This window comes from Aestuariibacter sp. A3R04, from assembly GCF_018860805.1.
Classification (GTDB): Bacteria; Pseudomonadota; Gammaproteobacteria; order Enterobacterales; family Alteromonadaceae; genus Alteromonas.
In genome coordinates this window covers 473682-496434 of sequence record NZ_JAHKQR010000011.1, presented here as the reverse complement: position 1 = coordinate 496434, position 22753 = coordinate 473682, and the positions used below count along the sequence as shown (strand labels likewise).

Genomic DNA, 22753 nt, shown 5'->3' with positions numbered 1-22753 from the left:
GTAGCAACAGATAACGACACCAGTGGCACTGCACCGTCGGTGAAAAGGGCGCTTTCCACGGTGACTAGCGAGACATGGTGATGATTTCAACATAATCGCTTTTCATTAATTCCTGAGCGCTGAGCAAGCCATCAGCATTGTCATCAATGCGGCTAAAAAGTCTGAGCAAACGCGCGTCAGCAACAGCTTCTTTCAGCGAAATAAAGCCGTCCTGATCATCGTCAAACTGTGCCATTAGTTCTTTGTCTGAGGGGCTTTCAGTAGTACTAGCCTGGGATTGGGCAATCAAAAGGGTTTGGATGGTTATCAGTGTAAGCAAAGCGAGAAAAAATTTTTCAAAGCGATTCATCATGTTCTCCTGTGTCCGGGCGCGAACACGGCGCAGGCTTGCGCCAGCCTGAACAATCATTCGCGACACACGTTAAGCGTAGTCACTGACTGAAAAGCACAGAAAGTGCCAACATGAAATAACCATTTAAAAACAATATTTTAATCTTAATTACGGAGAGATTACGGGCTGATGTGTTGCATAATAGTGACACACAGTAGGCACTCGTCACGAGCACCGCCTACTTACGATGAGAAATCAAGTGACTAAAATTGTCTGGCAGGTTCAGCATCTCACCCAGAGGTACAGGCCGACTAAAGAGAAAACCTTGCATGTGATCGCAGCCGTGTTTTGCCAGATACTGCCATTGACTTGCATGCTCAATACCTTCAGCACATACCGTAAGAGACAAACGGTTTGCTAAATCAATAATGGCACTGGTAACCAGCCGGCAACGATTTGAACTGTCCATATCCCGTATAAATTGGCGGTCAATTTTCAACGTGTCAATCGTAATGCGGGTCAAATAACTGAGAGACGAATATCCGGTCCCAAAGTCATCTAATGCAACAGTGCATCCCAAATTACTCAAGCGTTTAAAGAACCTGTCTGCATTGGCGAAATTTTCCAAATAAGCCGATTCTGTCACTTCAAACTCGAAATATTGTGGGTCGACCTGATAACGTTCAAACAGGGCATGAATGTCGTCAAACAGATTAGTATGGCGCAAATCGTGACCTGATAAGTTGATAGCCACTCTAAACGGACTCGGCAGCAACATTTGTAAATCGGGCAGTTCCATGCACACCCTTTCCATCATCCAATAAGTGATGGCGGAGACTTTTCCTCCTTGTTCGGCAATGGGAATAAACTCGCCGGGCATAATCAAACCAAATTCAGGGTGTCGCCATCGGATCAACGCTTCCAACCCGACGATATCCCCCTGCATGTCAATTTTAGGCTGGTAATACACCAAGAGTTCATCGTGTTGCACGGCATTGTCAATGCTGTTCGCAATAGACATTTTGCGTTTATGGGATTCCACCATATCCATGGTAAACAAGGTATATGTACCCCGCCCCCTGGCCTTTGAACGGTACATAGCAAGATCGGCATTACTCATTAACTGACTCAGTTCAAAATTTGCATCGCTGGCTTTAGCGATACCCACGCTAACGCCAACGGTTAGGGCCATACCGCGCAAAAAAAAGGGCTCGGTAAACGCGTCAATGAGGTTTTGTGCCAAGTTGTGCAATGCCACATCGGCCACTTCTCGGTCGGGAACAATAATAAACTCGTCACCGCCAAGGCGGGCAACGAGATCCCCTTCGCACAGCAAATTATTCACCCGATCTGCCACTTCAATGAGAATGAGGTCGCCGGTTTCATGCCCCAGCGAATCATTAATCCCCTTAAACCCGTCTAAATCAAAAAAGATGAGGGCAAGATCACCCTTGCTCCGCCGCACCCTTGCTAACTCCAGACGCAAGTTGTCAACCACAAACTGGCGGTTTGGCAAGCCGGTTAAACTGTCGTAATTTGCCAGGCGCATCATGGTTTGCTGCTGTTCAACCAAAGTGTCGTTTTGTTCCTGGTTGATAGTGAGTTCCACCTCAATGGTATCGATAAAGCTATTAATACTCTTGCCCAACCGGGCGACTTCGTAGTGGGCAGTATGCTCAAACCTTGCTGTATAGTTTTTGCTTTGAGAAATAGACTCGGTAAACCGGCTAAGGGCCTGTAATGGTTTCAAATATCGTCCCATCATCCACACTGCAAATAGCACAAACACACAAACGATAAGAAAGACATACGGCAGCGTTCGGTTTATTAATGCAGTGCGGTTTTCAGCAATAAAGTCAGCCAATTGAGAGGTAATAACGACATTGCCAAGTACCCGGCCCTCATAGTCAATTTTTTTTACGGCGACAAGCCGTTTTTCCCATACATGAGCCCCCTGTCCAAACACGGGTAACGCGGCAATTGCTTCACTGCCGACGGCCTTGTCATCATTGAAGTAAGCATAAGTAACCAGTTGCCTATCGGCGTCGAAAATGTGGATTGCGATCACGTTGGATTGTGATGAGAGGGTATTTAATTCGGCTTTTATAGCGTCAACGGAAAGGGGTAAGGCGCGCATTTCATCACTGAGATCTTCCGCTACCATTGCAGCCAGACCAAAAGTATAGTCTCGTTGCAACGCTGTCACTTGTGACTCGTGCTCTTTAAGCGACAAGAAAAACAAAATACAGACCGAAATCGCGATGGCGCCAGCCACGACCAATGCCAAAGGCCACTTCATTGACTTAAACAACGCTTCCATTCCTTCCAATACAGCACGTTTCCAGGTTTATGTTGTGCAGACCACTACTGTGTTACCGATAACTTGGCTTTTATAAACTGACTGTGAGACAAGTACAATAAATCTGCGATACGCCGAATAATATGCTCTTCTAAAGGAGCGATTTGTTTATCCGCGTAAGCAACTTCCCATAATCCTTTTAGAATAGCTTGCTTTTCTTCATTATTACACTGTTGATTAATGGCTTGAGTGAACTGTGCCAAATCGACAGCGTCTTCTGCAGTATCCTGTCCTGCTTTCACCAGCACAGATAACGCGTTATCCGAAAGAGAAAAGTGAGAAGCTAACAGTGATTTATACGCTTCCAATTCACGTTGGTCAGTGTTGTTGTCTGCCCGAATAATTTCACTTAGCAGTGCTGCGGTTGCCAATTCAACGGTGTGAGGATTGGATTCCCCACTTTTTTCCTGTCGGAACAATTCAAAAACGGCTTTCAACATATGGCCTCCTGGAGCTCAGTGTCGTATTTCACAGTTCGACCGCAGCACAAACTCGTGCAACGCAGTACCTGTTTTCAGTACCTTAATTCCATACAATTGATGCAGCACTGCGGAATTTTGTTCCTGGCAATGGGACAAATGCGAGAAAATAAAAGAAGAGTGACAAGTACACCGCTGTCATGTTTAGCGAACCATAGAAATCCTTACTGTGACCCTGGTTCCCCGCTCGGTATATTCAACCTTATCACACAACTCCCTTAATATAGGAATGCCCCGGCCAAAACTGTTTGAGAGGTCACGAATTTCAGGTGAATTGAGCGCGAACCCGCTTCCACTGTCTTTCACAGACACTAACAAAGCACTCTCGGTGGGTAAAAACTGTAAATCGAAGCGAATTTGTCCGTCTTCGAGGGCATTAAGCCGTCGCTCCCTTTCTTCATAGTAGCGAATAAAGCCCTCAGGCGTATTTTTTGTGGATGAATCAAGATGCAACACGCCGTGCTCTAACGCATTATTAAATATTTCAGAAAAAATGGTATACAAGTCCGAACGCACTAAGGCAACGCCGGGTTGGGAATTGAGCATCTCCATCAGAGAATCTATGATGCGTGGATTGCGAAGCTCGGCGCCTTTCAGCGATAAACTGATGGTATAGGGAAGATCATTTATGGAAAACCGGTGTTTAAGCGATTCCAGCGATTGACAATTAAACACGACAATAGTCATGTCATCAGCTTGTTCTGCGCCCCCCCGAAATTGCTTTGCACAGTTATACATTCCCAGTGCGGTGGAAACGTCATCCTGGGTAAACCAGTCGATAACGCCATGTTCGTCCGCCATCTCCCCCGATTCATTCATCACTTCCATAAGACCGTCGGTGTAGAACAGCAACTGATCACCCGGTTCTGCTTCAATCACGTCACAATCTGCATCAAATTCACTATCAGTAAGAATTCCCAGTGCCATATGACGCGATGGAAAGTAACGCAGTCGGCAGCCGCGGACACTTTTGAGCATGACCTGGGGCATGCCTCCATTCCAAATAGTAAAACGGGTGCCGGAGATATCGACTTCGACGATACACGCAGCAAAAAACATGTCGGATGGGAGAAGAGAGAGCAATGTTTCATTGATTGTTACAGCCATTTCACTCACCGCCAGACCTTTTTTTACCATGGCCTGAAAAGCGCGACTTACGGGTAACACACCAATAGCCGAAGCCAGGCCATGACCAGTGAAATCGCCCACGAGAAAATAGGCACCTCCTGCTGGACTCGCTTCACACAAAAACACATCACCGTTAAATACTGCCGCTGGAGAAATGATGGTATCGAAAAACGCGAGTACCTCTGGTTGGTTGACAATGGCATTATTGAAAATATGTTCAACAATGGCGTGTTCCCGTTCGACGAGTCGACTGTGATATAGCAAACTCTGGTTTTGCTTTTCAATTTGGCTGCTCAGCTGACGAATACGACTGTGAGCGCGAATTTTTGCCGAAAGAATAACTCTGTCAAACGGCTTGGAAACAAAGTCGTCACCGCCCACCTCAAGACACTTCACCAGACTTTCTTTATCGTCCAACGAGGTAATAAAAATAATAGGCAAATAGAGGTTTGCATTCATGGCCTTTAATTTCGGCGCAACATCAAACCCGGATAACCCCGGCATAATGACATCTAACAAAATCAAGTCCGGTTTAATTTGTTCCGCCAATGCCAGAGCTTCGTCGCCATTTCTGGCTTCGAAGCAGTCGAGGTAGCCCTCTTCTTCGAGCATGTGTATTAACAGAAACCGATTGAGGGATTCATCGTCGACAATTAATATTCTCATAATAAAAGGCGAACCGCTCAGATCAGGCGATGACAAATTTTTTGTCAAACCGTGATATTTTGAGAATTCGGCTAACCTGAGCCCGACAATGAGTGATTTTGTACTCTATCTTTCTGTCGCTCAACGATTTTTGCATATTGAGTAACATACCCAACGCAGAGCTATCCATGTATTCGGTCTGACTGAGATCCACTTCAATGACTTTTACCGTGTCGGGCAGCTTGTCGTATGCCTCTCTGAAAGACTGAACTTTACCAAAATCAAACTTGTCATCCACCTGAATGACCAGAGTGTTTCTGTTTTCCGATAATGCAGCAGTAATGGTCATGGTGTGTTCCTTATTTTCTCAGTTGTTGTATTAAGCGTAGTCTGAATCCGTTCTTTCTCAATAGAGTAAGTGGGTAATTTTCAGATTTCAATTGGGTTTTTTAATGTATTTCCCTATTATTAACACCGTTATGAACGCGGAATTGCGGGTGCAACTGTTACCACTCGGTTCCCATAGGTGTCGATTACTATAAGCAACGCGGAAAATGATAACTTATGCAAGATTCAAATTTGGTCTACAGTACAGAGAGTGGCCGGATAAAAAATGAAACCACCTCTGAAACCCGCTCAGTGTCGAAAGATGGAATTGTGAGGATCCATCGCGAAACAAAAGGAAGGAAAGGAAAAGGCGTTTCCGTGATCCACGGGCTAAACCTGGATGAAAAAGCACTTAAGACACTGTGCACTGAATTGAAAAAGAAATGCGGCTGCGGCGGCGCTGTGAAAAGCGGCACGATCGAAGTGCAAACCGACGACAGGGAAAAACTGAAAACCCTGTTAGTGCAAAAGAATTACAACGTAAAACTTGCCGGCGGTTAGCCTCGGTTCCTTCCAGTCAAATAGACGCTTTAAGTGAGAAAAACCATGGATAAACTGTCAATTGCTGACTTACATATAGTGTTAGTAGAACCTTCTGACACCCAACGAAAAATTATAACCACTCTATTGCTGAAGGAAAATGTCAGGGAAATTGATGCTGTCAGCTCTATCGAAGAGGCCCGCAAAGCTATTGAATCTCACAGTGCCGATCTTGTGGTTAGTGCAATGTACTTTGAAGATGGTACGGCAATAGAATTACTCAAGTTTATTAAAGACAATCCCCAATACGCCACCATTCCGTTTATGCTAGTGTCAAGTGAGAACCGCATGGTTAAACTTGAAGAATTCAAACAAGCCGGTGTTGCAGCGATATTGCCAAAACCTTTCGAGCCCTTGCACTTGTCTCGGGCGCTTAGAGCCAGTCTGGACCTCATAAATCACGACGAATTAGACCTTGAATTTTTCGATGTTCACGAGGTCAGAGTGCTCCTTGTAGATGACAGTCGTCTGGCGCGAAACCATATTCGCAGAGTACTGGAATCCATGGGTTTAAAGAAAATCACCGAAGCAGAGAACGGGGCAATGGCACTCACCCACATCAAAGACACTCCCTTTGATCTTGTGGTTACCGATTACAATATGCCTGAGATGGATGGCCGGGAACTGTCTGAATTTATTCGATTTAGCCCTGATACCGCTCACATTCCTATTATCATGGTGACGTCAGAATCGTCAGACAGTATGCATATGGCAAACATTCAACAAACCGGCGTAAACGCACTATGCGACAAACCTTTTGAACCCACTGAAGTTCGGGCAATGCTTGCAGCCCTTTTAGGAGAATAACCGCCTCGCCTGGCGCATCACACAGGTATCTGCTCATATTGGCTATCACAAATCACGTATTGTGTGAATAGCGACTATAGTATGTGTGCATACCTACTGTAAAAAACCATTGACACTTGAGCACCTGCGGCTTAAAGTCATGCCATGAGAATGAATGTAAAGCACGCTGTGATCTTCTTTTTTGGCTTTTTCACCTTCGCCTGAGGGAGGATGTGCCGCGTGTATAAACCTCCCCACGGGAGGTTTTTTTTTGCCATAATTACGAGTGAAACACTATGTCAGACACCGCATTAGACGCGATAAGGAAACGCATCACGGAGCTCGATAGCCAACTGTTGGCACTATTAGCCGAGCGCCGTCAACTCACCAATGAAGTTGCAGAAACTAAAATCAAACACCACATTCCCGTCCGCGATGTAAAACGGGAAGAACAGTTATTGGTGAGACTAATAAAAGAAGGTAAGGTCGCTGGACTTGATCCCCATTATGTCACCCAAATTTTTCACGTGATCATTGAAGACAGTGTGTTAAACCAACAAGCAATGTTAGCCGAACGGGCAAATCCGGGAAGCGCATTGCCATTAAACCGCGTAGCGTTTTTGGGCGATCGCGGCTCATACAGTTATCTGGCTACGCAAAAGTACTTTTCCCGCAGGCCAGGCGAGCTAATGGAAATTGGCTGTCAGAGTTTTGCCGAAATTGTGCAAAAAGTGGAAAAAAATGAAGCAGACTATGCAGTGCTCCCCATAGAAAATACCAGTTCCGGTAGCATCAACGAGGTCTATGACCAACTGCAACACACTCAGCTCAGCATTATCGGTGAACTCACACATCCCATCAAACACAGCCTTTTGGTAGCGAAAGATACCAGCATTGGGAAAATCAAAACCCTGTACGCCCACCCACAAGTATTTACGCAATGTAGCCACTTTTTGGCGGAGCTGGGAAATGTAGAAGTGAAAACCATGGACAGTACATCCTCGGCAATGCTCACCGTTAGCGAGCTGCAGCGTGACGACGTGGCGGCCATAGGCAGTGAAGCCGGCGGAAACCTATATGGTTTAATGGCAATTAAATCTAATTTGGCAAACCAAAAAGAAAATCACAGCCGCTTCTTCGTGGTTTCTAGAGAACCTGTAACCGTGCCTCTGCAGGTACCTGCGAAAACTACAGTTATCATGTCTACTGTGCAAAAACCCGGTGCGCTGGTAGAGGCATTGACGGTTCTCAAAGACAACAAATTGAACATGACGAAGCTGGAATCTCGCCCCATTCCTGGCAACCCTTGGGAAGAAATGTTCTATATCGATTTTGAAGGCAATCTACAAGACGGACCGGTACAAACAGCGGTGGAAAGCCTTAAAAAAATCACCCGTCATTTACAGGTGCTGGGCTGTTACCCAAGTGAAGAAGTTAGCCCAACCAAGGTTGCAGCAGCCAACGCTCTCACTGAAAGCGAACCCACAGACTAGTTTCACAGTAGTTTCAGTTCATACTAAATTTCCCTTTTCATTCAAACCGGCCACTCAGGCCGGTTTGCTTTTCTCTTCGTATTTTGGCAGTATTCAACTGATTTTTTTGCCATCATCCATTGTCCAACATCAAGTTTTGTAGGTACTTACAAGCACACAATATTCAGAGTAATAGCCTCAGTTTATTTACAAGCAAGTCCATAGCATAGTTTATATCTACCACAAAACAATGATTTGTGTTCAACGAAAAGTGAGCCAGATTCACGATGGACACAGTATAAACCGCAACCTTATCCAAACGTACATAGACAAGTCACATTAATCTGATAGTTGTCTTTTGTAGGTCGAGTTATCGATTTTTTTGAGGAAAACCATGTCTTCTACAGTATTACGCAACTTCATTGATGGTCGCCCTATGAGTAACGCCACGGGTGAAACTTTTAGCGTTATAAACCCGGCTACCGGCGAGGCTATCTATCAGGTGGAAGTGGCTGATGAAACCATACGCGAGGCAGCGATAAGCAGTGCTAAGGACGGATTTAAACAATGGTCGTCAATGACGGCGATGATGCGCTCCAGGATCCTGCTGAAAGCCGTAGCACTACTAAGAGAAAACAATGACACCCTGGCCGCCTATGAAGTACAGGATACCGGTAAACCAATCCAGGAAGCGAACTGTGTAGACGTGATCACAGGCGCCGATGCAATTGAATACTTTGCTAATCTTGCACCTACACAAGTTGGACAACAGCAAAGTATAGGTGATGATTTTTATTATACCCGCAAAGAACCCCTGGGTATTTGTGCGGGTATTGGTGCGTGGAACTACCCCATTCAAATTGCTTGTTGGAAATCCGCTCCCGCACTGGCAGCGGGCAACGCAATGATTTTCAAACCCTCTGAAGAAACCCCCCGGGGAGCTGTGGAGCTGGCCAAAATATTTATCGAAGCCGGCGTGCCAGCGGGTGTATTTAATGTTGTTCACGGTGACGGCGCGGTGGGTCAATGGCTTACCACCCACAGTGAGATAGCAAAGGTTTCCTTCACCGGTGAAGTTGGTACCGGCCGCAAAGTCATGGAATCTGCTGCTTCAAATTTAAAAGATGTCACTATGGAACTGGGTGGAAAATCACCTTTGCTCGTGTTCGATGATGCTGATGTTTCACAAGCTGTCAGTGCGGCGATGTTAGGCAATTTTTACACGCAGGGTGAAGTGTGTACCAATTGTACACGAGTTTTCGTTCATGAGGCCGTTTACAACGAGTTTATGACGGAGCTCATAGAACGCACAGAAAACAACGTTGTAGCCGGAGATCCTATGGATCCTGATGTCAACTTTGGTGCCCTCATTTCCGCCAAGCATCAACAATTGGTGCTCGATTACATCGAAAAAGGCAAAGCGGAAGGTGCGACCATAGCCACGGGTGGCACTGCACTTTCTCCAGAGAGTGCACCGAACGGCTACTTTGTCGCCCCGACAGTATTCACAAACTGCAGCGACGATATGACTATCTGTCGAGAAGAAATATTCGGACCTGTGATGTGCGTACTTGTGTTTAGTGACGAAGACGACGTGATCTTGCGCGCTAACAACACACCTTTGGGGTTGGCCGCAGGTATCATGACCAGGGATGTGCAGCGCGCCCACCGGGTTATCCACCAGTTGCAAGCTGGAATATGCTGGGTAAACAGTTATGGCGCCTCACCTGCAGAAATGCCGGTAGGTGGCTACAAGTTGTCGGGTATTGGTCGGGAGAACGGTATCGAAACACTGGACCACTATACCCAAACCAAGTCTGTTTATATGGGCATGGTGAAACTGGACGCACCGTTTTAAGGAGTAGCAATGCAGAATTACGATTATATCATTGTCGGTGCCGGCTCGGCCGGATGTGTACTGGCAAACCGTTTATCGGCCAATGCCAGGCACAAGGTATTGCTCATTGAAACCGGTGGTAGTGATAAAAGCATTTTTATTCAAATGCCAACGGCATTGTCTATTCCAATGAATACCGATAAGTACGCCTGGCAATTTCACACCGAGCCAGAGCCATTTCTCAACAACCGGAAAATGCACTGTCCGAGGGGAAAAGTACTGGGTGGCTCGTCGTCAATAAACGGTATGGTTTATGTTCGTGGCCACGCTAACGATTTCGATGAATGGGCAACCCACGGTGCTCAAAACTGGGATTACTCTCATTGCCTTCCATATTTTAAGCGCGCTGAAAACTGGTATTTGGGAGCAGATGAATTCCGTGGAAAAGGTGGTCCAGTTGCAACAAATAACGGCAATGAAATGAAAAACCCCCTATACCGCACATTCGTTGAGGCCGGTAAGCAAGCGGGTTATGCCGAAACCTTCGATTACAACGGTGCTCAGCAGGAAGGATTTGGGCCCATGCATATGACGGTGAAAGATGGCAAGCGCTGTTCCACGGCTCGTGCATACCTGGATCCAATAAAACACCGCACCAATCTCACCATCGTCACCCACGCCACTGTGGAAAAAGTCATTGTCGAAAACAACACTGCCACGGGCGTAAAATTTACTGGAAAGAATGGTACCGTCACCGTTAACGGGCAAAAGGCAGTTGTGCTTAGTGCCGGCTCGATCGGCTCTCCCCATTTATTGCAATTATCTGGGATCGGCGACAAACAAACCCTGGAAGCGGCCGGTATTAAGTGTATTCATCACCTTCCTGGTGTTGGTGAAAACCTACAGGATCACTTGGAATTTTACTTTCAGTTTTATTGTAAACAACCTATTACCCTCAACCGCAAACTCAACCTGTTTTCAAAAGGACTTATCGGTATTCGATGGCTCCTGTTTAAAGACGGCCTGGGAGCGACGAATCACTTTGAGTCCTGTGGCTTTATTCGTTCTAAAGCTGGCGTAAAATGGCCGGATCTTCAGTACCACTTTTTACCGGCAGCCATGCGCTACGACGGAAAAAGCGCAGTAAAAGGAGACGGTTTTCAAGTACATATAGGTCACAACAAGCCCAAAAGCAGAGGTTCGGTGAAGGTGAAATCTAACAACCCAGCCCAGGCGCCAGCGATTCAATTTAATTATCTGCAACACCAAGACGATATTGAAGGTTTCCGCGCATGCGTTAGGTTAACCCGGGAAATCATCAATCAACCCGCCTTCGACATATACCGGGGAGAGGAAATTCAACCAGGTTCAAAGGTGCAAACTGATGAAGAAATTGATGCCTTTGTCAGAGAGGCCGTTGAAAGTGCCTATCACCCTTCTTGTTCCTGCAAAATGGGAGAAGATGAAATGGCAGTGGTAGATTCTCAAACCAAAGTCCATGGTATTAGTAACCTTCACGTTGTGGACTCATCAATATTTCCGACCATTCCAAACGGAAATCTCAACGCACCAACCATTATGGTCGCCGAGCGAGCTGCAGATCTAATTCTAGGGCACACAACACTCGCTCCGGAACTCGCGGATGTAAAAACCGAACAAAACTGGCGACATCGCCAGCGTTCAAGCGTGATTGGTGCCTAACGACACCGTATCTGCGTGACACAACGTTAAGGAGTAAGTCATGACACTGTGGTTAAGTGCGGGCATTGCACTCACATTGTTGTCCATTGTTTTCATTGTATGGAAATGGGGCAACTTGACGATGATAGGGGTAACACCGGTCAAAACACTGACTTTTGTCTCTATATTATTCACTTCGGGATTAGACGTTGGCCTCATCATGTTCCCCTTAACTGAGTTTGGCGCCTTCGCTGACACAGCAACTAATCCAGAGTATGGTTTTACTAATCCTCTGGCCATCGAATTTGGCTTTTGGGGCTTTTTCATCTGGGCATTTTATTTTTTTACCTGTTTTTATTTTTGCGTGATTGAGCCCAAGGTGAGATTTTTTGAGATTACCTGGGTTCGGGTTATCAATAACGTGGTGATTATTGGCACATGTGCATTTACTGCGTTTCTACTGTTGAAAAACCTGCCTTGGTATCTGCCGTCACTGGGAGATGGTGAAACCATTGTACCTGCATTTTATCTCATCGTTTTCGCAGCCATTGCATTTTCCGTTTACAGCAGTACAGATATTAAGTTTGTTAAAATACTCAGTGTGTCGACTACCTGGCTTTTTATCGCCCTTATCGGCTTCATGTGGGGCGGTGCATTTTTATGGGGCAACGGTGAAATGGCGGACTATTTTGCTGCCACTTCCTTGCTAGGCGGATACTTTGCCAATATCCAGCACTTCCTCTTCCCGATGAACGGCTATCACGCCTTTTATCTGTTTTGGTGGTTTGCTTGGAGCATTATGATTGGCCAGTTTACTTCTCGTTTTGTCGGAGGCTTAAAAACCTGGCAGGTATTGTCGGCTATGCTGATCTTTCCTTCTATCCCTATTGCACTATGGTTCGGCGTACTCTACTACTACCACGAAGCCAATTTGGACACCACGGGTATAAGAAACCTTGCCATGGTATTTGTGGGAGTTGTGTTTGTAATTAATTCCCTGGATTCGCTCATTCGCTTGTATACCGACAACCTAAATCTCTCCTCCCGCCGTCTTGGCAAGTGGAAATACTTTTGCATGAACTTTATTGTGCTTTGTGCCCTCACCCTCTTATTTAAAATTGATTTTCTTAAAATTCAATGGGTTGGAGCACTGGTCATTGCATTGTTTTACTGCTGCCTAGGATACATCTTATATAAGAAATTTGCCTCAGTTAGCAAAATAGACAGCTCACCAAAAGAGAATGAACTCGATTTTGAAAAAATCGAATCCATGCAATAAAAGGTGAGCCTTTGAATTGTAACCCAGCTAAATTACTGTCTGTCGCTCTGCGGCTAAGTGTTGATATGTCCAAAACACTAGATAAAGACAAATATGTATGGGATACAAACAGTGCCCACTACATCCACTATAAAATAGCCTACCAAACTCAGTTTTACGGGTTTGATATCGAATTAGCGGCTGAAGACACTACCATGAACTATCACAACGCAGATGCAAGAATTGTTGCTACGATAAGCAGAACATTTAGCCTCTAAAGCAAAACAGCCCGCTTAAGCAGGCTGTTTGTGTTTTTACATAGCACCGAGCATCAGGACTTTCTTAGCATCTCGTCATCATCGGCCTTGAGCAGCAGTTGTTTACTGTCTACTAAGCATTTCCTTGCGTAATCACCAAACCAACTGCCGATTTTATTAAATTCGCTGATAAAGGCGGTTTTATCGCCGTTTTCAAGTAGTGACAATGCCTCACCGAAACGCTGATGAAAACGTCGTAACAACGCAAAATTAGCCGGATTATTAAAAATAATATCAGCGTAAAGCTGTGGAGATTGAGCGAACAACCGGCCGACCATGGCCAGTTCCAAGCGGTATATTGGTGAACTGAATACCGTGAGTGAATCTAAATCTGGATCCTCACCCTGTAAATGCGCGCCGTATACAAAGGTATTGAAATGTCGCATAACCTGGATAAATGCCATTGCTTCATCGTGCTCTTCAGCGCTACTGAAGTGAATATTCGCACCCCAGGTTTTCATTTGTTCAACCAGCCATTGATACGCTTGCGGCGACCGTCCTTCACACACCACAACCACTTGCTTGATCATGCCGGGGGCATCAGGACCAAACATGGGATGTAGCCCAACCACGGGCCCTGAATGTACTTTTAGCATCGCCTTTAGCGGCGCAGATTTCACACTGGTAATATCTGCTAACACGCAGGTTCCCGGTAAAAAGGTTAAGCTGGTGATAACCTGCTCAGTTAAATTAATGGGCACTGCAACAATCACCAAGTCAGCCCGCGCAAACAAGGAAGTTGTCGAAGTCTTACCCCAGTCGTCCCTTTCAACCACATCCACTGTGTAGCCAGACTTTTCGAACAGGCCGACAAATACCTTGCCCAGCGCCCCTGCCCCCCCAATGATAACCACCTGGTTAATATCGGGATTAATACAGCGATACCGGTTATTTTGGGTGTGGTAAGAATCGCGCATAATGCGCCGAAGTAAATCTTCGGTCAGATCTGGCGACACGCCAGCTCGTTTGGCTTGCTCCCGGCGCGATGCAATCAGTGCCTTCTCGCGATCAGGCACATATACCGGCATACCGGTTTCCGCTTTTATCTGTCCGACCTGGGTCGTCAGTTTAGCCCGACGGGCAAGCAGTGAAACGAGCTCCTTGTCGATCTCGTCTATACCTTCGCGTAACGCCGCCAGACGCTTATTGTGTTCCGTCATATTACGACTCTGCTAAATCAGCTGCCTCATGCGACAGCCGAGCGTTTATTTTGTCGTAATGGTAGCACAGTAATAAGCTTATCTCTGGTTTGTGTGATGAGCGTTTCCGTGGTTTCCCAATCTATACAGCCATCGGTAATAGACACGCCGTATTCCAGTTCTTGGGGGGTTTTACCGTCAGACTTTTGATTACCCGCGTTAATATGACTCTCGAGCATAATGCCGATAATTGACTGATTGCCTTCGAGGATCTGATTTACAACATTTTGTGCAACTAACGGCTGTCTGCGATAGTCTTTACTGGAGTTGGCATGACTGCAATCCACCATTAAACCAGCGGTAAGTTTTGCATTGCGCAAATCTTCTTCACATTCTGAAACGCACACAGAATCGTAATTTGGCTGTTTTCCACCGCGCAAGATGATGTGTCCGTCAGGGTTACCACTGGTACTGATAACCGCAACCTGGCCCTGTTTATTAATGCCCATAAAACTGTGGCCTGACGCTGCAGATTTCAACGCGTTAATAGCAATATCCAGACTGCCATCAGTACCGTTTTTAAAACCAACGGGCATAGACAGACCACTGGCCATTTCCCGGTGAGTTTGCGACTCAGAGGTACGGGCTCCAATTGCACTCCAACTGAATAATTCAGCCAGGTATTGTGGGCTGATTGGATCCAGCGCTTCTGTGGCAACAGGAATTTGAAGCTCAGCCAGCCAGATCAACAGCTCTCTCGCTTTTCTCAAACCTGTTTCAATATCAAAAGTACCATCGATGTATGGGTCGTTAATAAGCCCTTTCCATCCAGTGGTTGTTCGCGGCTTTTCAAAATAAACGCGCATGACAATAAACAGGGTATCTTTACAGGATTCATGGAGCTCTTTTAACCGCAGCGCATATTCTTTAGCGGCGTCGATATCGTGAATAGAGCACGGGCCGCAAATCACTAGCAATCTATGGTCACGACCATGGATGATATCTGAAATAATGCTCCGCGACTCAGAAATGGCCGACAGGGCTTTATCTGAAACGGGAAGTTCTTTTGCCAGATCATCTGGCGTGATCAGAACTTTTTCTGAACTGATGTGAACGTTGTTAACGGTGTCCTTAATCATGAGACTCTCTTCATGTAAATATAGTGTGCAGGTCTGCCTGAATTGACCTGATAAAAATGAGTACTAACCGTGTTAACTTATCGCCTGTAAATATTTATTTACACCTTTAATTTAACTATATTGGCATTCGCGTTGACTTTGTATCAATTTTTGGTATGGGTAGCAACCGCAATGGTGACTTTTTTTGCTCGGTGCCAGATGTTCACTAACGTGAAGAGCGGCTTACAACGCCTCCTTGAGGAATAACACTGTTGTCGGCAACAATACTGCCCGGCAGAATACACGCGCCCGCGCCAATAAAAACGTTGTGCCCAATATAGACAGGGTGTGCTTGCTGCCACCCCTCACGTCGTTTAACAGCATCTTCGTGATGGGTGACTGTGGCAATGCAAACACCGTCTTCGATCATCACGTTATTACCTATTCTCACCAAAGCGGCATCGAGCATGACTACATTTTCACCAGTAGTAAACCGACCCTCACAATGAATATTTGCGCCATAATCACACCAAAAACCCGGGCCCACATGCCCGTCACAGACGTTAGGAAGAAGGGATTTCACCGTTCGCTCCCGCAGCGGTGGTATCTCACGCTGAAGCTGTTCACACAGGCGTTTTGCTCGCTTTCGAAGGGACACTAACGCTGGCGCATGCGTGCAATACCACGCGCCATTTATCATCATTTTCCAGTCATTCGATTCTGACATGGCATACCCACTCAGTTATGTCGAAGTCAAACAGTATGCCAGTGAAAAAGGAAAAGCGCCCACTAAGCGCGGGCGATGTGGGATATTCAGCGGTATGCTCAGAACTGATAGTTGATACTTACCGTAGTGTTAGCTCCCGCAGCATAGAAAAACGAGCTGTGTAAACTACTGATGTATTTCTCGTCAGTCAGATTATTGATATTTACTCTGGCTGAAAACTGACTGGAAAATGCATAGGAAGCATAGGTATTTACCAACAGATAGCTGTCTTGCGTGATGTTGTAATCTACGTTTTTGGTTTCCGACTGCCAGCGTCCATTCACACCAAAACTCAAACCCGGCTGATCAGCTACATCATAAGTCAGCGTATAATTAACATAATCCCGTGGCGCCCAGGTATTGGCGTCTACACCGCTTTCATCTTCTACGTCCAACGAGGTATAACCTAATACCACCGCCAAATTATCGGTAATTTGGCCAACAACTTCTAATTCAAAACCTTTCGATTCAACGTTAATACCTTTGTAATAATATTGCCCGTTTTCCGGGTTGATGCCAGCAAACGCCGCCAAACCTTGTTGCTCTGCAGTGAAAACGGCAAAGGTGGTTAATAGCCTGTCGTCAAACCATTGCGCCTTTACACCAGCCTCAAGGTTTTTACCTTTTGTTGGGTCAAGGTATTCCCCGGCCAAATTGTATTGTTCCTGTGGCTGGTAGATATCAGAGTAACTGACATACGCATTTACGGTATCAGTAACCTTATACGTTGCGCCTACATAAGGGCTGATTTCACTTTCACTGTTGTCTATCGCAGTGCCAGCATTGTCTCCGGTACGCTCGAAATCAATGGCGTTGAAGCCTGCAATAAAAAATAAATCATCAGTGACATTGAGTTTTGCCGAACCGAAATAGCGAGTTAACTCCTGTTCGATGTCGGAATACAAAACAGGATCAGCCCAGTCAGGTTCAGGTATAGCGTCTAAATCGTAGGGAAAAGCCGGTGTTAACAGCCAGGCAGCCGCACCAGGATCGGCAGCATGCTGAAACATAATGTCATGACTTTTAGCGTAACTTACACCCAGATTAGCTTCGTGCTCCTGACCAAACAAAGTGAAGAAGCCACTGGTTTTAATTTCAATCAGATCTGCGTCCACTTCAGAATCATAACGGCCAGGCCAGCCATAACCACCTAAACCGGTTTCTTTGTCGATACTGCCATACACGTAGAAAAGCTTATCCTGTTCTTCAAAATCCCGGCGATTGTAGTTAATGTTTAAACGCCAGTCGTCACTAAACTGGTACGCATACTCAATAAACGCGTTGCGATTAACTGTGTCCCACATTGTCCAGTTTTGGGTAGTGGTAGCACTCTCATCCCATTCTGCCTGGGTACCGTCGGTATAATTGAAGATTAACCCACCCCAGGTATTGCCATCGGTATTGGCGTCCTGATAAGAGAAACCCACAGTCAGGGTTGAGTAATCAGTTAATTGTCCATCAATGACGGCATAGACATAACCTAAGTCGTTTTCCAAACCGTCAAGATGAGATTCTTTGTCTTCAGCAACGGCAACCACTCTGGCTGCCCACCGGCCATCATCGGTGAGCACCACATTGTAATCGCCCTGAATACGATTGAAATTATACGAGCCCAGAGATGCCCCTACCTCACCACCCGTTTCATTAGTTGGCCGTTTGCGTACGTAGTTGAGTGTACCTGACGCATTACCTACCCCGGTTAACAAACCGTTGGCACCACGGATAACTTCTATTTTCTCATAGCCAAAAGCTTCAAGCGCGCCAGTCACAATGCCCCAGTCGTTGGGCAATCCCACGCCATCGATTTGCGTATTCTTTATTTCAAATCCGCGGGATGAGTAGTTGGTACGATTCGTCTCCCAAGCCTCCACAGTAACCCCTGTTGCAAGGCGTAGTGCATCATTCACGTTAAACGCAGCGAAATCCTGCATCACATCGTCGGTGATCACGCTGATTGACTGGGGCGTTTCACTGATTTCCATAGTGAGACCCGTAGCTCCTTGACTCACTCTTTGTTGCCGCACACCTGTGATTAGTAGAGTTTCAATGTTGTCATCTATTACTGGCTTAGAATTGTCATCTGTTTGCGCTGAAACCGTAAATGACATCGCCAAAAACAATGGGGATAAAACAAAACGCGACGCATAGTTCATATAAATCCTCGTATTTGCAAAATAAAAGCACTTGTTTTTATTTTGCGCATTGTACAGAATAGCAATCTAATTAAAAACTATTATCATTATTATTGACGGCAAATAATAAGGGCCTGTCGAGTAGTATAAATTGTGAGGTTGCGCTGGCGATGCGCTGACATATCCTGTTGCGACTTCACCACCGCGCAAAAAAGCAAAAAGCCCGCATAAAGCGGGCTTTTCAAAGTTAACAATAACGCAAGGATTAGTAATCTTAGTTAAGCTTCTCTTTGATACGTGCAGATTTACCTGAACGCTCACGCAGATAGTAAAGCTTAGCACGACGAACTGCACCACGACGTTTAACTTCAATAGAAGAAACCGCCGGGCTGTGTGTTTGGAACACACGCTCTACGCCTTCGCCGCTTGAAATTTTACGTACGGTAAAAGACGAGTGAAGACCACGGTTACGCTTAGCGATAACAACACCTTCGTACGCCTGAAGACGCTCTTTGTCACCTTCAGTAACGCGAACTTTTACTACTACTGTGTCACCTGGACCAAATGCAGGAACATCAGTTTTGAGCTGTGCTTGCTCAATTTTCTTGATGATATCTTGACTGACTTTGCTCATCATATCCTCTCATCCTAGTTAACTGTCATCTTGCTGCAACTGCGACTTGAATACTTCAAGAAGACGCTGCTGCTCCTCAGTCAGAGCTAGGTAGTTTAATAACTCAGGGCGACGCTGCCAGGTTCTCCCCAGCGATTGCATCTGTCGCCACTGTCTGATTTTTTCGTGATCACCGCTCAACAACACAGGAGGAACCGCTTTACCGTCAAGTATTTCAGGCCGCGTATAATGCGGACAATCAAGTAACCCGTCGGTGAAAGAATCTTCGACGGCAGAAGCCTGATGACCGAGCACGCCCGGTACCATTCTGGCTACTGCATCCATAAGCACCAGCGCTGGTAATTCACCACCGCTTAACACGTAATCCCCTACTGACCATTCTTCATCAACATGGGCTTCAATGACGCGCTCATCGATTCCTTCGTAACGTCCGCAGATAAAAATCATACGGTCATTGCTGGCAAGGTGTTTAACCCCTGCCTGATCCAGCTTTTTACCCTGTGGTGATAAGTAAATCACCTTTGCATGTTCACCGCCGGCTTGTTTGGCCGCGGCAATGGCGTCTGTTAACGGCTTCACCATCATCAACATACCCGGACCACCGCCGTAAGGGCGATCATCGACAGTACGATGACGATCGTGAGTGTAATCCCGTGGGTTAAACATCTCGACATCCAGAATGCCCGATTTCACCGCCCTTCCCACAACGCCTTGTTGCATAAAGGGTGCGAACATATCAGGAAACAAACTGATAACGCCGAACCATTTCTCCGCAGTCACTAGAACCCCGGATCCCAGTCTACCGTTATTACACTTTCAACCTTATCTACCGATTTAATGACGGAATCCATCACATACGGTAATAATCTTTCTTTTTGACCAAATGCATCATTCACCTTGGCGCGGACCTGCAAAACGTCATTTGCACCTGTGTTAAACACATCTTTCACCACACCCAAATCGTAACCTTGCGTAGTTACCACCTGCATGCCGGTGAGCTCCCGCCAGTAAAATTCACCTTCATCAAGTTCGGGTAACTGGTGTTCATCAATCCAGATATCTAAATTCTTGATGCGCTCGGCGTCATCACGACTTTCGATACCTACTATTCTTGCCACCAGGCTTTTACCGTGGGGTCGCCACTGGTCAATTTGATATTCTTTCCCATCACCGAGTTGCCAGGGCGCATAGTCAAAAATACCTTCTGGTACATCAGTAAAGCTGTTGATCTTGACCCAACCTTTCACACCATAGGGCGCACCGATCTTGCCAATAATCACTTTGTCAGACGCTTGACTCATCTCTACCTACCAGATTTAGGACAGCTTACGCTGCCGCTTTTTTAGCTTCTTTTACCAAGCTGTTGACGCGCTCAGATAAGCTCGCACCAACACCAACCCAGTATTCTACACGCTCAAGATCTAAACGCAGACGTTCAGCCTGACCTTGTGCAGTTGGGTTAAAGAAACCGATGTTTTCAATAAAACGACCGTTTCTTGCGCGGCTGCTGTCAGCCACAACTACTTGATAAAATGGACGCTTTTTTGCGCCACCACGCTGTAAACGAATAGTAACCATAGTTGCCTCAAACTCGTTGTAGCGTTACTGTTAACTTACCTTCCCAGTGCTAAGCAATTGCTGACACCAATTGGAAGGCCGCAGAATTATACGGATCCCAGCTTAATTTGCAATGTTTATGAACAATTAACTTGTTAATACTAATAGAAACCATTGTTCTATCGATGGGGGATACATGACAAGTCTTCGTCGTTTGTCTGTACCTGCGAGGTTTAACCTGTTTCAGACGCTCCCGGGCCACTGGATATTTCCCCAACCTCTTCCCTCTTTTTGAGCTTGAGGCCTTTCCTGCCTTTTCATCTGATTGTCTTTGGTAACGGTCTTATTTAGCCAGCGATTTTACCGAGTTTTACGTACACTCCCACCATATTTTACTGCTGCTTTTTAAGGTTTCTTCTTCGATGTCATCGCCCTCTTCTTCAATCGTCACCTCTGGCAGTGTGCTCAAGTGGTTACGCACCCTGCTACTGCCGTATCGCTGGCAGGTGGTCGGCGCTATTGCCGCTTTGCTCGTCGCCTCGGCTGCGTGGCTCATACTGGGTCAAGGTATAAAAATTGCCGTAGACCGCGGACTCATCGAGGACAATGCCGATATACTTAACCGTGCCGTCGTCGGAGTGTTAATAATCACCACCGTCGCCAGCGTGGCAACCTATGCCCGCTTCTATCTGATGACTTGGCTCGGAGAGCGGATCAGTGCTGATATTCGGCTGTCGGTGTATACACATTTACTGACCTTGCCTCCTTCTTTTTTCGCCCGCCAGCGCACAGGTGAAGTTATATCCCGTTTTACCAGTGACACCGCCGTGTTACAAACTGTCGTGGGCATGAGCCTGTCTATGGCAATACGCTCGACCATTACATTTGTCGGTGCGCTAACGCTGATGGTTTTTACCAGTCCAACGCTGACATTTTGTGTACTTTTGGCCGTACCTGCAGTGTTAATCCCCATCCGAATCCTCGCTCCTCAAGTCAGGCGATACGCCAAACAAAGTCAGGATACCCTGGCAAACCTGGGGGCGCATATTGATCAAAGCCTGCACGAAATTTCAACCGTTCAGGCATTTAACGCACAAGCAACCGAAGTCAGGCTATTCACCAGTGGGGTGAATGAGGTTATGAATGCCGCCCAAAAACGCATTCATTATCGGTCGATGCTCATTGGACTGATCATGTTATTGAGTATAGGGGCTATTGTAGTAATAGCTTGGTTTGGTGCCAGACAAGTGTTTTCTCAGGAAATGACCGTAGGGGAATTATCGGCGTTTCTCTTCTACGCGATTATGGCAGGTGGAAGCATAGCCACCATTAGTGAAGTTATTGGGGAAGTACAACGGGGTGTAGGTGCCAGCGAAAGGTTACTGGAATTACTTGCCACCGAATCGAGCATTGAAGAAGGTTTGGCACATCGGCAGGTCAATCAGCACACACCGCCATCAATTAGCATTGAAAACGTGCACTTCTCGTACCCTGACGCCCGTCCCTTGTTTACTGATCTCACGCTACATATCGCAGCCGGCGAAAAGGTGGCACTGGTCGGTGCAAGCGGCGCAGGAAAAACCACGTTATTTCAATTACTCATGCGTTTTTATGACATTCAACAAGGCCAAATTTGTCTGGATCATGAACCCATCACTTCGCAAACCCTTGATTCTCTTCGCGCCCATATAGCTATTGTGACTCAAGAACCCGTGGTGTTCGCCGGTACGGTGATGGAAAATATTCGCTACGGTAGGCCCAACGCGTCGAACGACGATGTTAAACGCGCTGCACGGTCCGCCTTTGCCCACGAATTTATCGACGAACTCGACGCCGGTTATCACACCCAGTTAGGAGAACGAGGTGTGCGGCTATCGGGCGGACAAAAACAACGTATTGCCATTGCCAGAGCGCTGCTAGCCAATCGCCCCATACTACTTCTCGACGAAGCGACCAGCGCCTTGGATGCGCGCAGTGAAAAAATGGTTCAGGAAGCCCTTAACAAGCTTATGCAAGGTCGTACTACCATTATTATCGCCCACCGGCTGGCCACAGTCAGACACGTGGATCGCATCGTAGTTATGGATAGGGGATGCGTTATAAATACGGGAAAACACGATGAACTCATGGAAAACGATGCACTGTACAGAGAGTACGCTGAATTGCAATTGCTTAGCTGATCGGCCTG

21 protein-coding genes are annotated in these 22753 nt (G+C 46.3%); 8 read left to right on the top strand and 13 right to left on the bottom strand.

Translation table 11 applies throughout. The features are described 5' to 3' along the window. Positions 1 to 64 precede the first annotated feature (64 nt). The 5 genes from KO518_RS11535 to KO518_RS11515 all read right to left on the bottom strand — a co-directional run bounded on the left by KO518_RS11535 (position 65) and on the right by KO518_RS11515 (position 5291). Positions 65 to 409 carry a calcium-binding protein gene (locus KO518_RS11535; RefSeq protein ID WP_252736103.1) on the bottom strand — a complete coding sequence of 115 codons (345 nt, stop codon included), beginning with the start codon at positions 407 to 409 and terminating at the stop codon, positions 65 to 67. Between the two features lie 160 nt (positions 410 to 569). Next, a complete protein-coding gene (locus KO518_RS11530; protein ID WP_252736102.1) occupies positions 570 to 2651 on the bottom strand; it encodes a bifunctional diguanylate cyclase/phosphodiesterase in 2082 nt (693 codons plus the stop codon). Between the two features lie 44 nt (positions 2652 to 2695). Continuing rightward, positions 2696 to 3130 (bottom strand): TerB family tellurite resistance protein, encoded by a 435-nt coding sequence (locus KO518_RS11525; RefSeq protein WP_216025976.1) that lies wholly within the window; start codon positions 3128 to 3130, stop codon positions 2696 to 2698. 183 nt (positions 3131 to 3313) lie between these two features. Then, positions 3314 to 4963: a fused response regulator/phosphatase gene (locus KO518_RS11520; RefSeq protein WP_216025975.1), complete on the bottom strand. Its 1650-nt coding sequence runs from the start codon at positions 4961 to 4963 to the stop codon at positions 3314 to 3316. Between the two features lie 22 nt (positions 4964 to 4985). Further along, complete coding sequence (locus KO518_RS11515) at positions 4986 to 5291, bottom strand: STAS domain-containing protein (RefSeq protein WP_216025974.1); 306 nt, start codon at positions 5289 to 5291, stop codon at positions 4986 to 4988. A 215-nt stretch (positions 5292 to 5506) separates the two neighbouring features. On the opposite strand from KO518_RS11515, the gene yciH reads away from it, so the two are divergent. The 7 genes from yciH (at position 5507) to KO518_RS11480 (ending at position 13180) form a co-directional block, all read left to right on the top strand. Continuing rightward, positions 5507 to 5830, top strand: a complete 324-nt coding sequence (yciH, locus tag KO518_RS11510) for a stress response translation initiation inhibitor YciH (RefSeq protein ID WP_216025973.1) — start codon at positions 5507 to 5509, stop codon at positions 5828 to 5830. A gap of 45 nt (positions 5831 to 5875) precedes the next feature. Beyond that, positions 5876 to 6676 (top strand): response regulator, encoded by an 801-nt coding sequence (locus KO518_RS11505; RefSeq protein ID WP_216025972.1) that lies wholly within the window; start codon positions 5876 to 5878, stop codon positions 6674 to 6676. 275 nt (positions 6677 to 6951) lie between these two features. Continuing rightward, positions 6952 to 8148: a prephenate dehydratase gene (gene pheA / locus KO518_RS11500; RefSeq protein WP_216025971.1), complete on the top strand. Its 1197-nt coding sequence runs from the start codon at positions 6952 to 6954 to the stop codon at positions 8146 to 8148. Between the two features lie 373 nt (positions 8149 to 8521). Continuing rightward, a complete protein-coding gene (gene betB / locus KO518_RS11495; protein WP_216025970.1) occupies positions 8522 to 9985 on the top strand; it encodes a betaine-aldehyde dehydrogenase in 1464 nt (487 codons plus the stop codon). A gap of 9 nt (positions 9986 to 9994) precedes the next feature. Continuing rightward, positions 9995 to 11665, top strand: a complete 1671-nt coding sequence (gene betA, locus KO518_RS11490; protein ID WP_216025969.1) for a choline dehydrogenase — start codon at positions 9995 to 9997, stop codon at positions 11663 to 11665. Between the two features lie 40 nt (positions 11666 to 11705). Then, positions 11706 to 12923, top strand: a complete 1218-nt coding sequence (locus KO518_RS11485) for a BCCT family transporter (protein WP_216025968.1) — start codon at positions 11706 to 11708, stop codon at positions 12921 to 12923. 65 nt (positions 12924 to 12988) lie between these two features. Beyond that, positions 12989 to 13180: a hypothetical protein gene (locus tag KO518_RS11480; RefSeq protein WP_216025967.1), complete on the top strand. Its 192-nt coding sequence runs from the start codon at positions 12989 to 12991 to the stop codon at positions 13178 to 13180. Positions 13181 to 13233: 53 nt separating this feature from the next. On the opposite strand, the gene tyrA is transcribed toward KO518_RS11480, so the two are convergent. The 8 genes from tyrA to rpsP form a co-directional block, all read right to left on the bottom strand. After that, positions 13234 to 14379 (bottom strand): bifunctional chorismate mutase/prephenate dehydrogenase, encoded by a 1146-nt coding sequence (gene tyrA / locus KO518_RS11475; protein WP_216025966.1) that lies wholly within the window; start codon positions 14377 to 14379, stop codon positions 13234 to 13236. 26 nt (positions 14380 to 14405) lie between these two features. After that, positions 14406 to 15497: a 3-deoxy-7-phosphoheptulonate synthase gene (locus tag KO518_RS11470; protein WP_216025965.1), complete on the bottom strand. Its 1092-nt coding sequence runs from the start codon at positions 15495 to 15497 to the stop codon at positions 14406 to 14408. Positions 15498 to 15702: 205 nt separating this feature from the next. Further along, positions 15703 to 16203, bottom strand: coding sequence for a maltose acetyltransferase domain-containing protein (locus KO518_RS11465; RefSeq protein WP_216026882.1), 501 nt, complete (start codon positions 16201 to 16203; stop codon positions 15703 to 15705). A 98-nt stretch (positions 16204 to 16301) separates the two neighbouring features. After that, the gene (locus KO518_RS11460; RefSeq protein WP_216025964.1) at positions 16302 to 18395 is read right to left on the bottom strand and encodes a TonB-dependent siderophore receptor; all 2094 of its coding nucleotides are present in this window, start codon (positions 18393 to 18395) and stop codon (positions 16302 to 16304) included. A gap of 253 nt (positions 18396 to 18648) precedes the next feature. Then, positions 18649 to 19008, bottom strand: a complete 360-nt coding sequence (rplS, locus tag KO518_RS11455; RefSeq protein ID WP_216026881.1) for a 50S ribosomal protein L19 — start codon at positions 19006 to 19008, stop codon at positions 18649 to 18651. Between the two features lie 18 nt (positions 19009 to 19026). Beyond that, complete coding sequence (trmD, locus tag KO518_RS11450; protein ID WP_216025963.1) at positions 19027 to 19788, bottom strand: tRNA (guanosine(37)-N1)-methyltransferase TrmD; 762 nt, start codon at positions 19786 to 19788, stop codon at positions 19027 to 19029. Next, positions 19788 to 20309: a ribosome maturation factor RimM gene (gene rimM / locus KO518_RS11445; RefSeq protein WP_216025962.1), complete on the bottom strand. Its 522-nt coding sequence runs from the start codon at positions 20307 to 20309 to the stop codon at positions 19788 to 19790. Before rimM ends, trmD begins: the two co-directional genes overlap by 1 nt. A gap of 25 nt (positions 20310 to 20334) precedes the next feature. Then, positions 20335 to 20586 carry a 30S ribosomal protein S16 gene (gene rpsP, locus KO518_RS11440; protein ID WP_070126901.1) on the bottom strand — a complete coding sequence of 84 codons (252 nt, stop codon included), beginning with the start codon at positions 20584 to 20586 and terminating at the stop codon, positions 20335 to 20337. Between the two features lie 401 nt (positions 20587 to 20987). Here rpsP and KO518_RS11435 point away from each other — a divergent pair, with 401 nt between their 5' ends. Continuing rightward, the gene (locus tag KO518_RS11435) at positions 20988 to 22745 is read left to right on the top strand and encodes an ABC transporter transmembrane domain-containing protein (RefSeq protein WP_216025961.1); all 1758 of its coding nucleotides are present in this window, start codon (positions 20988 to 20990) and stop codon (positions 22743 to 22745) included. Positions 22746 to 22753 lie beyond the last annotated feature (8 nt).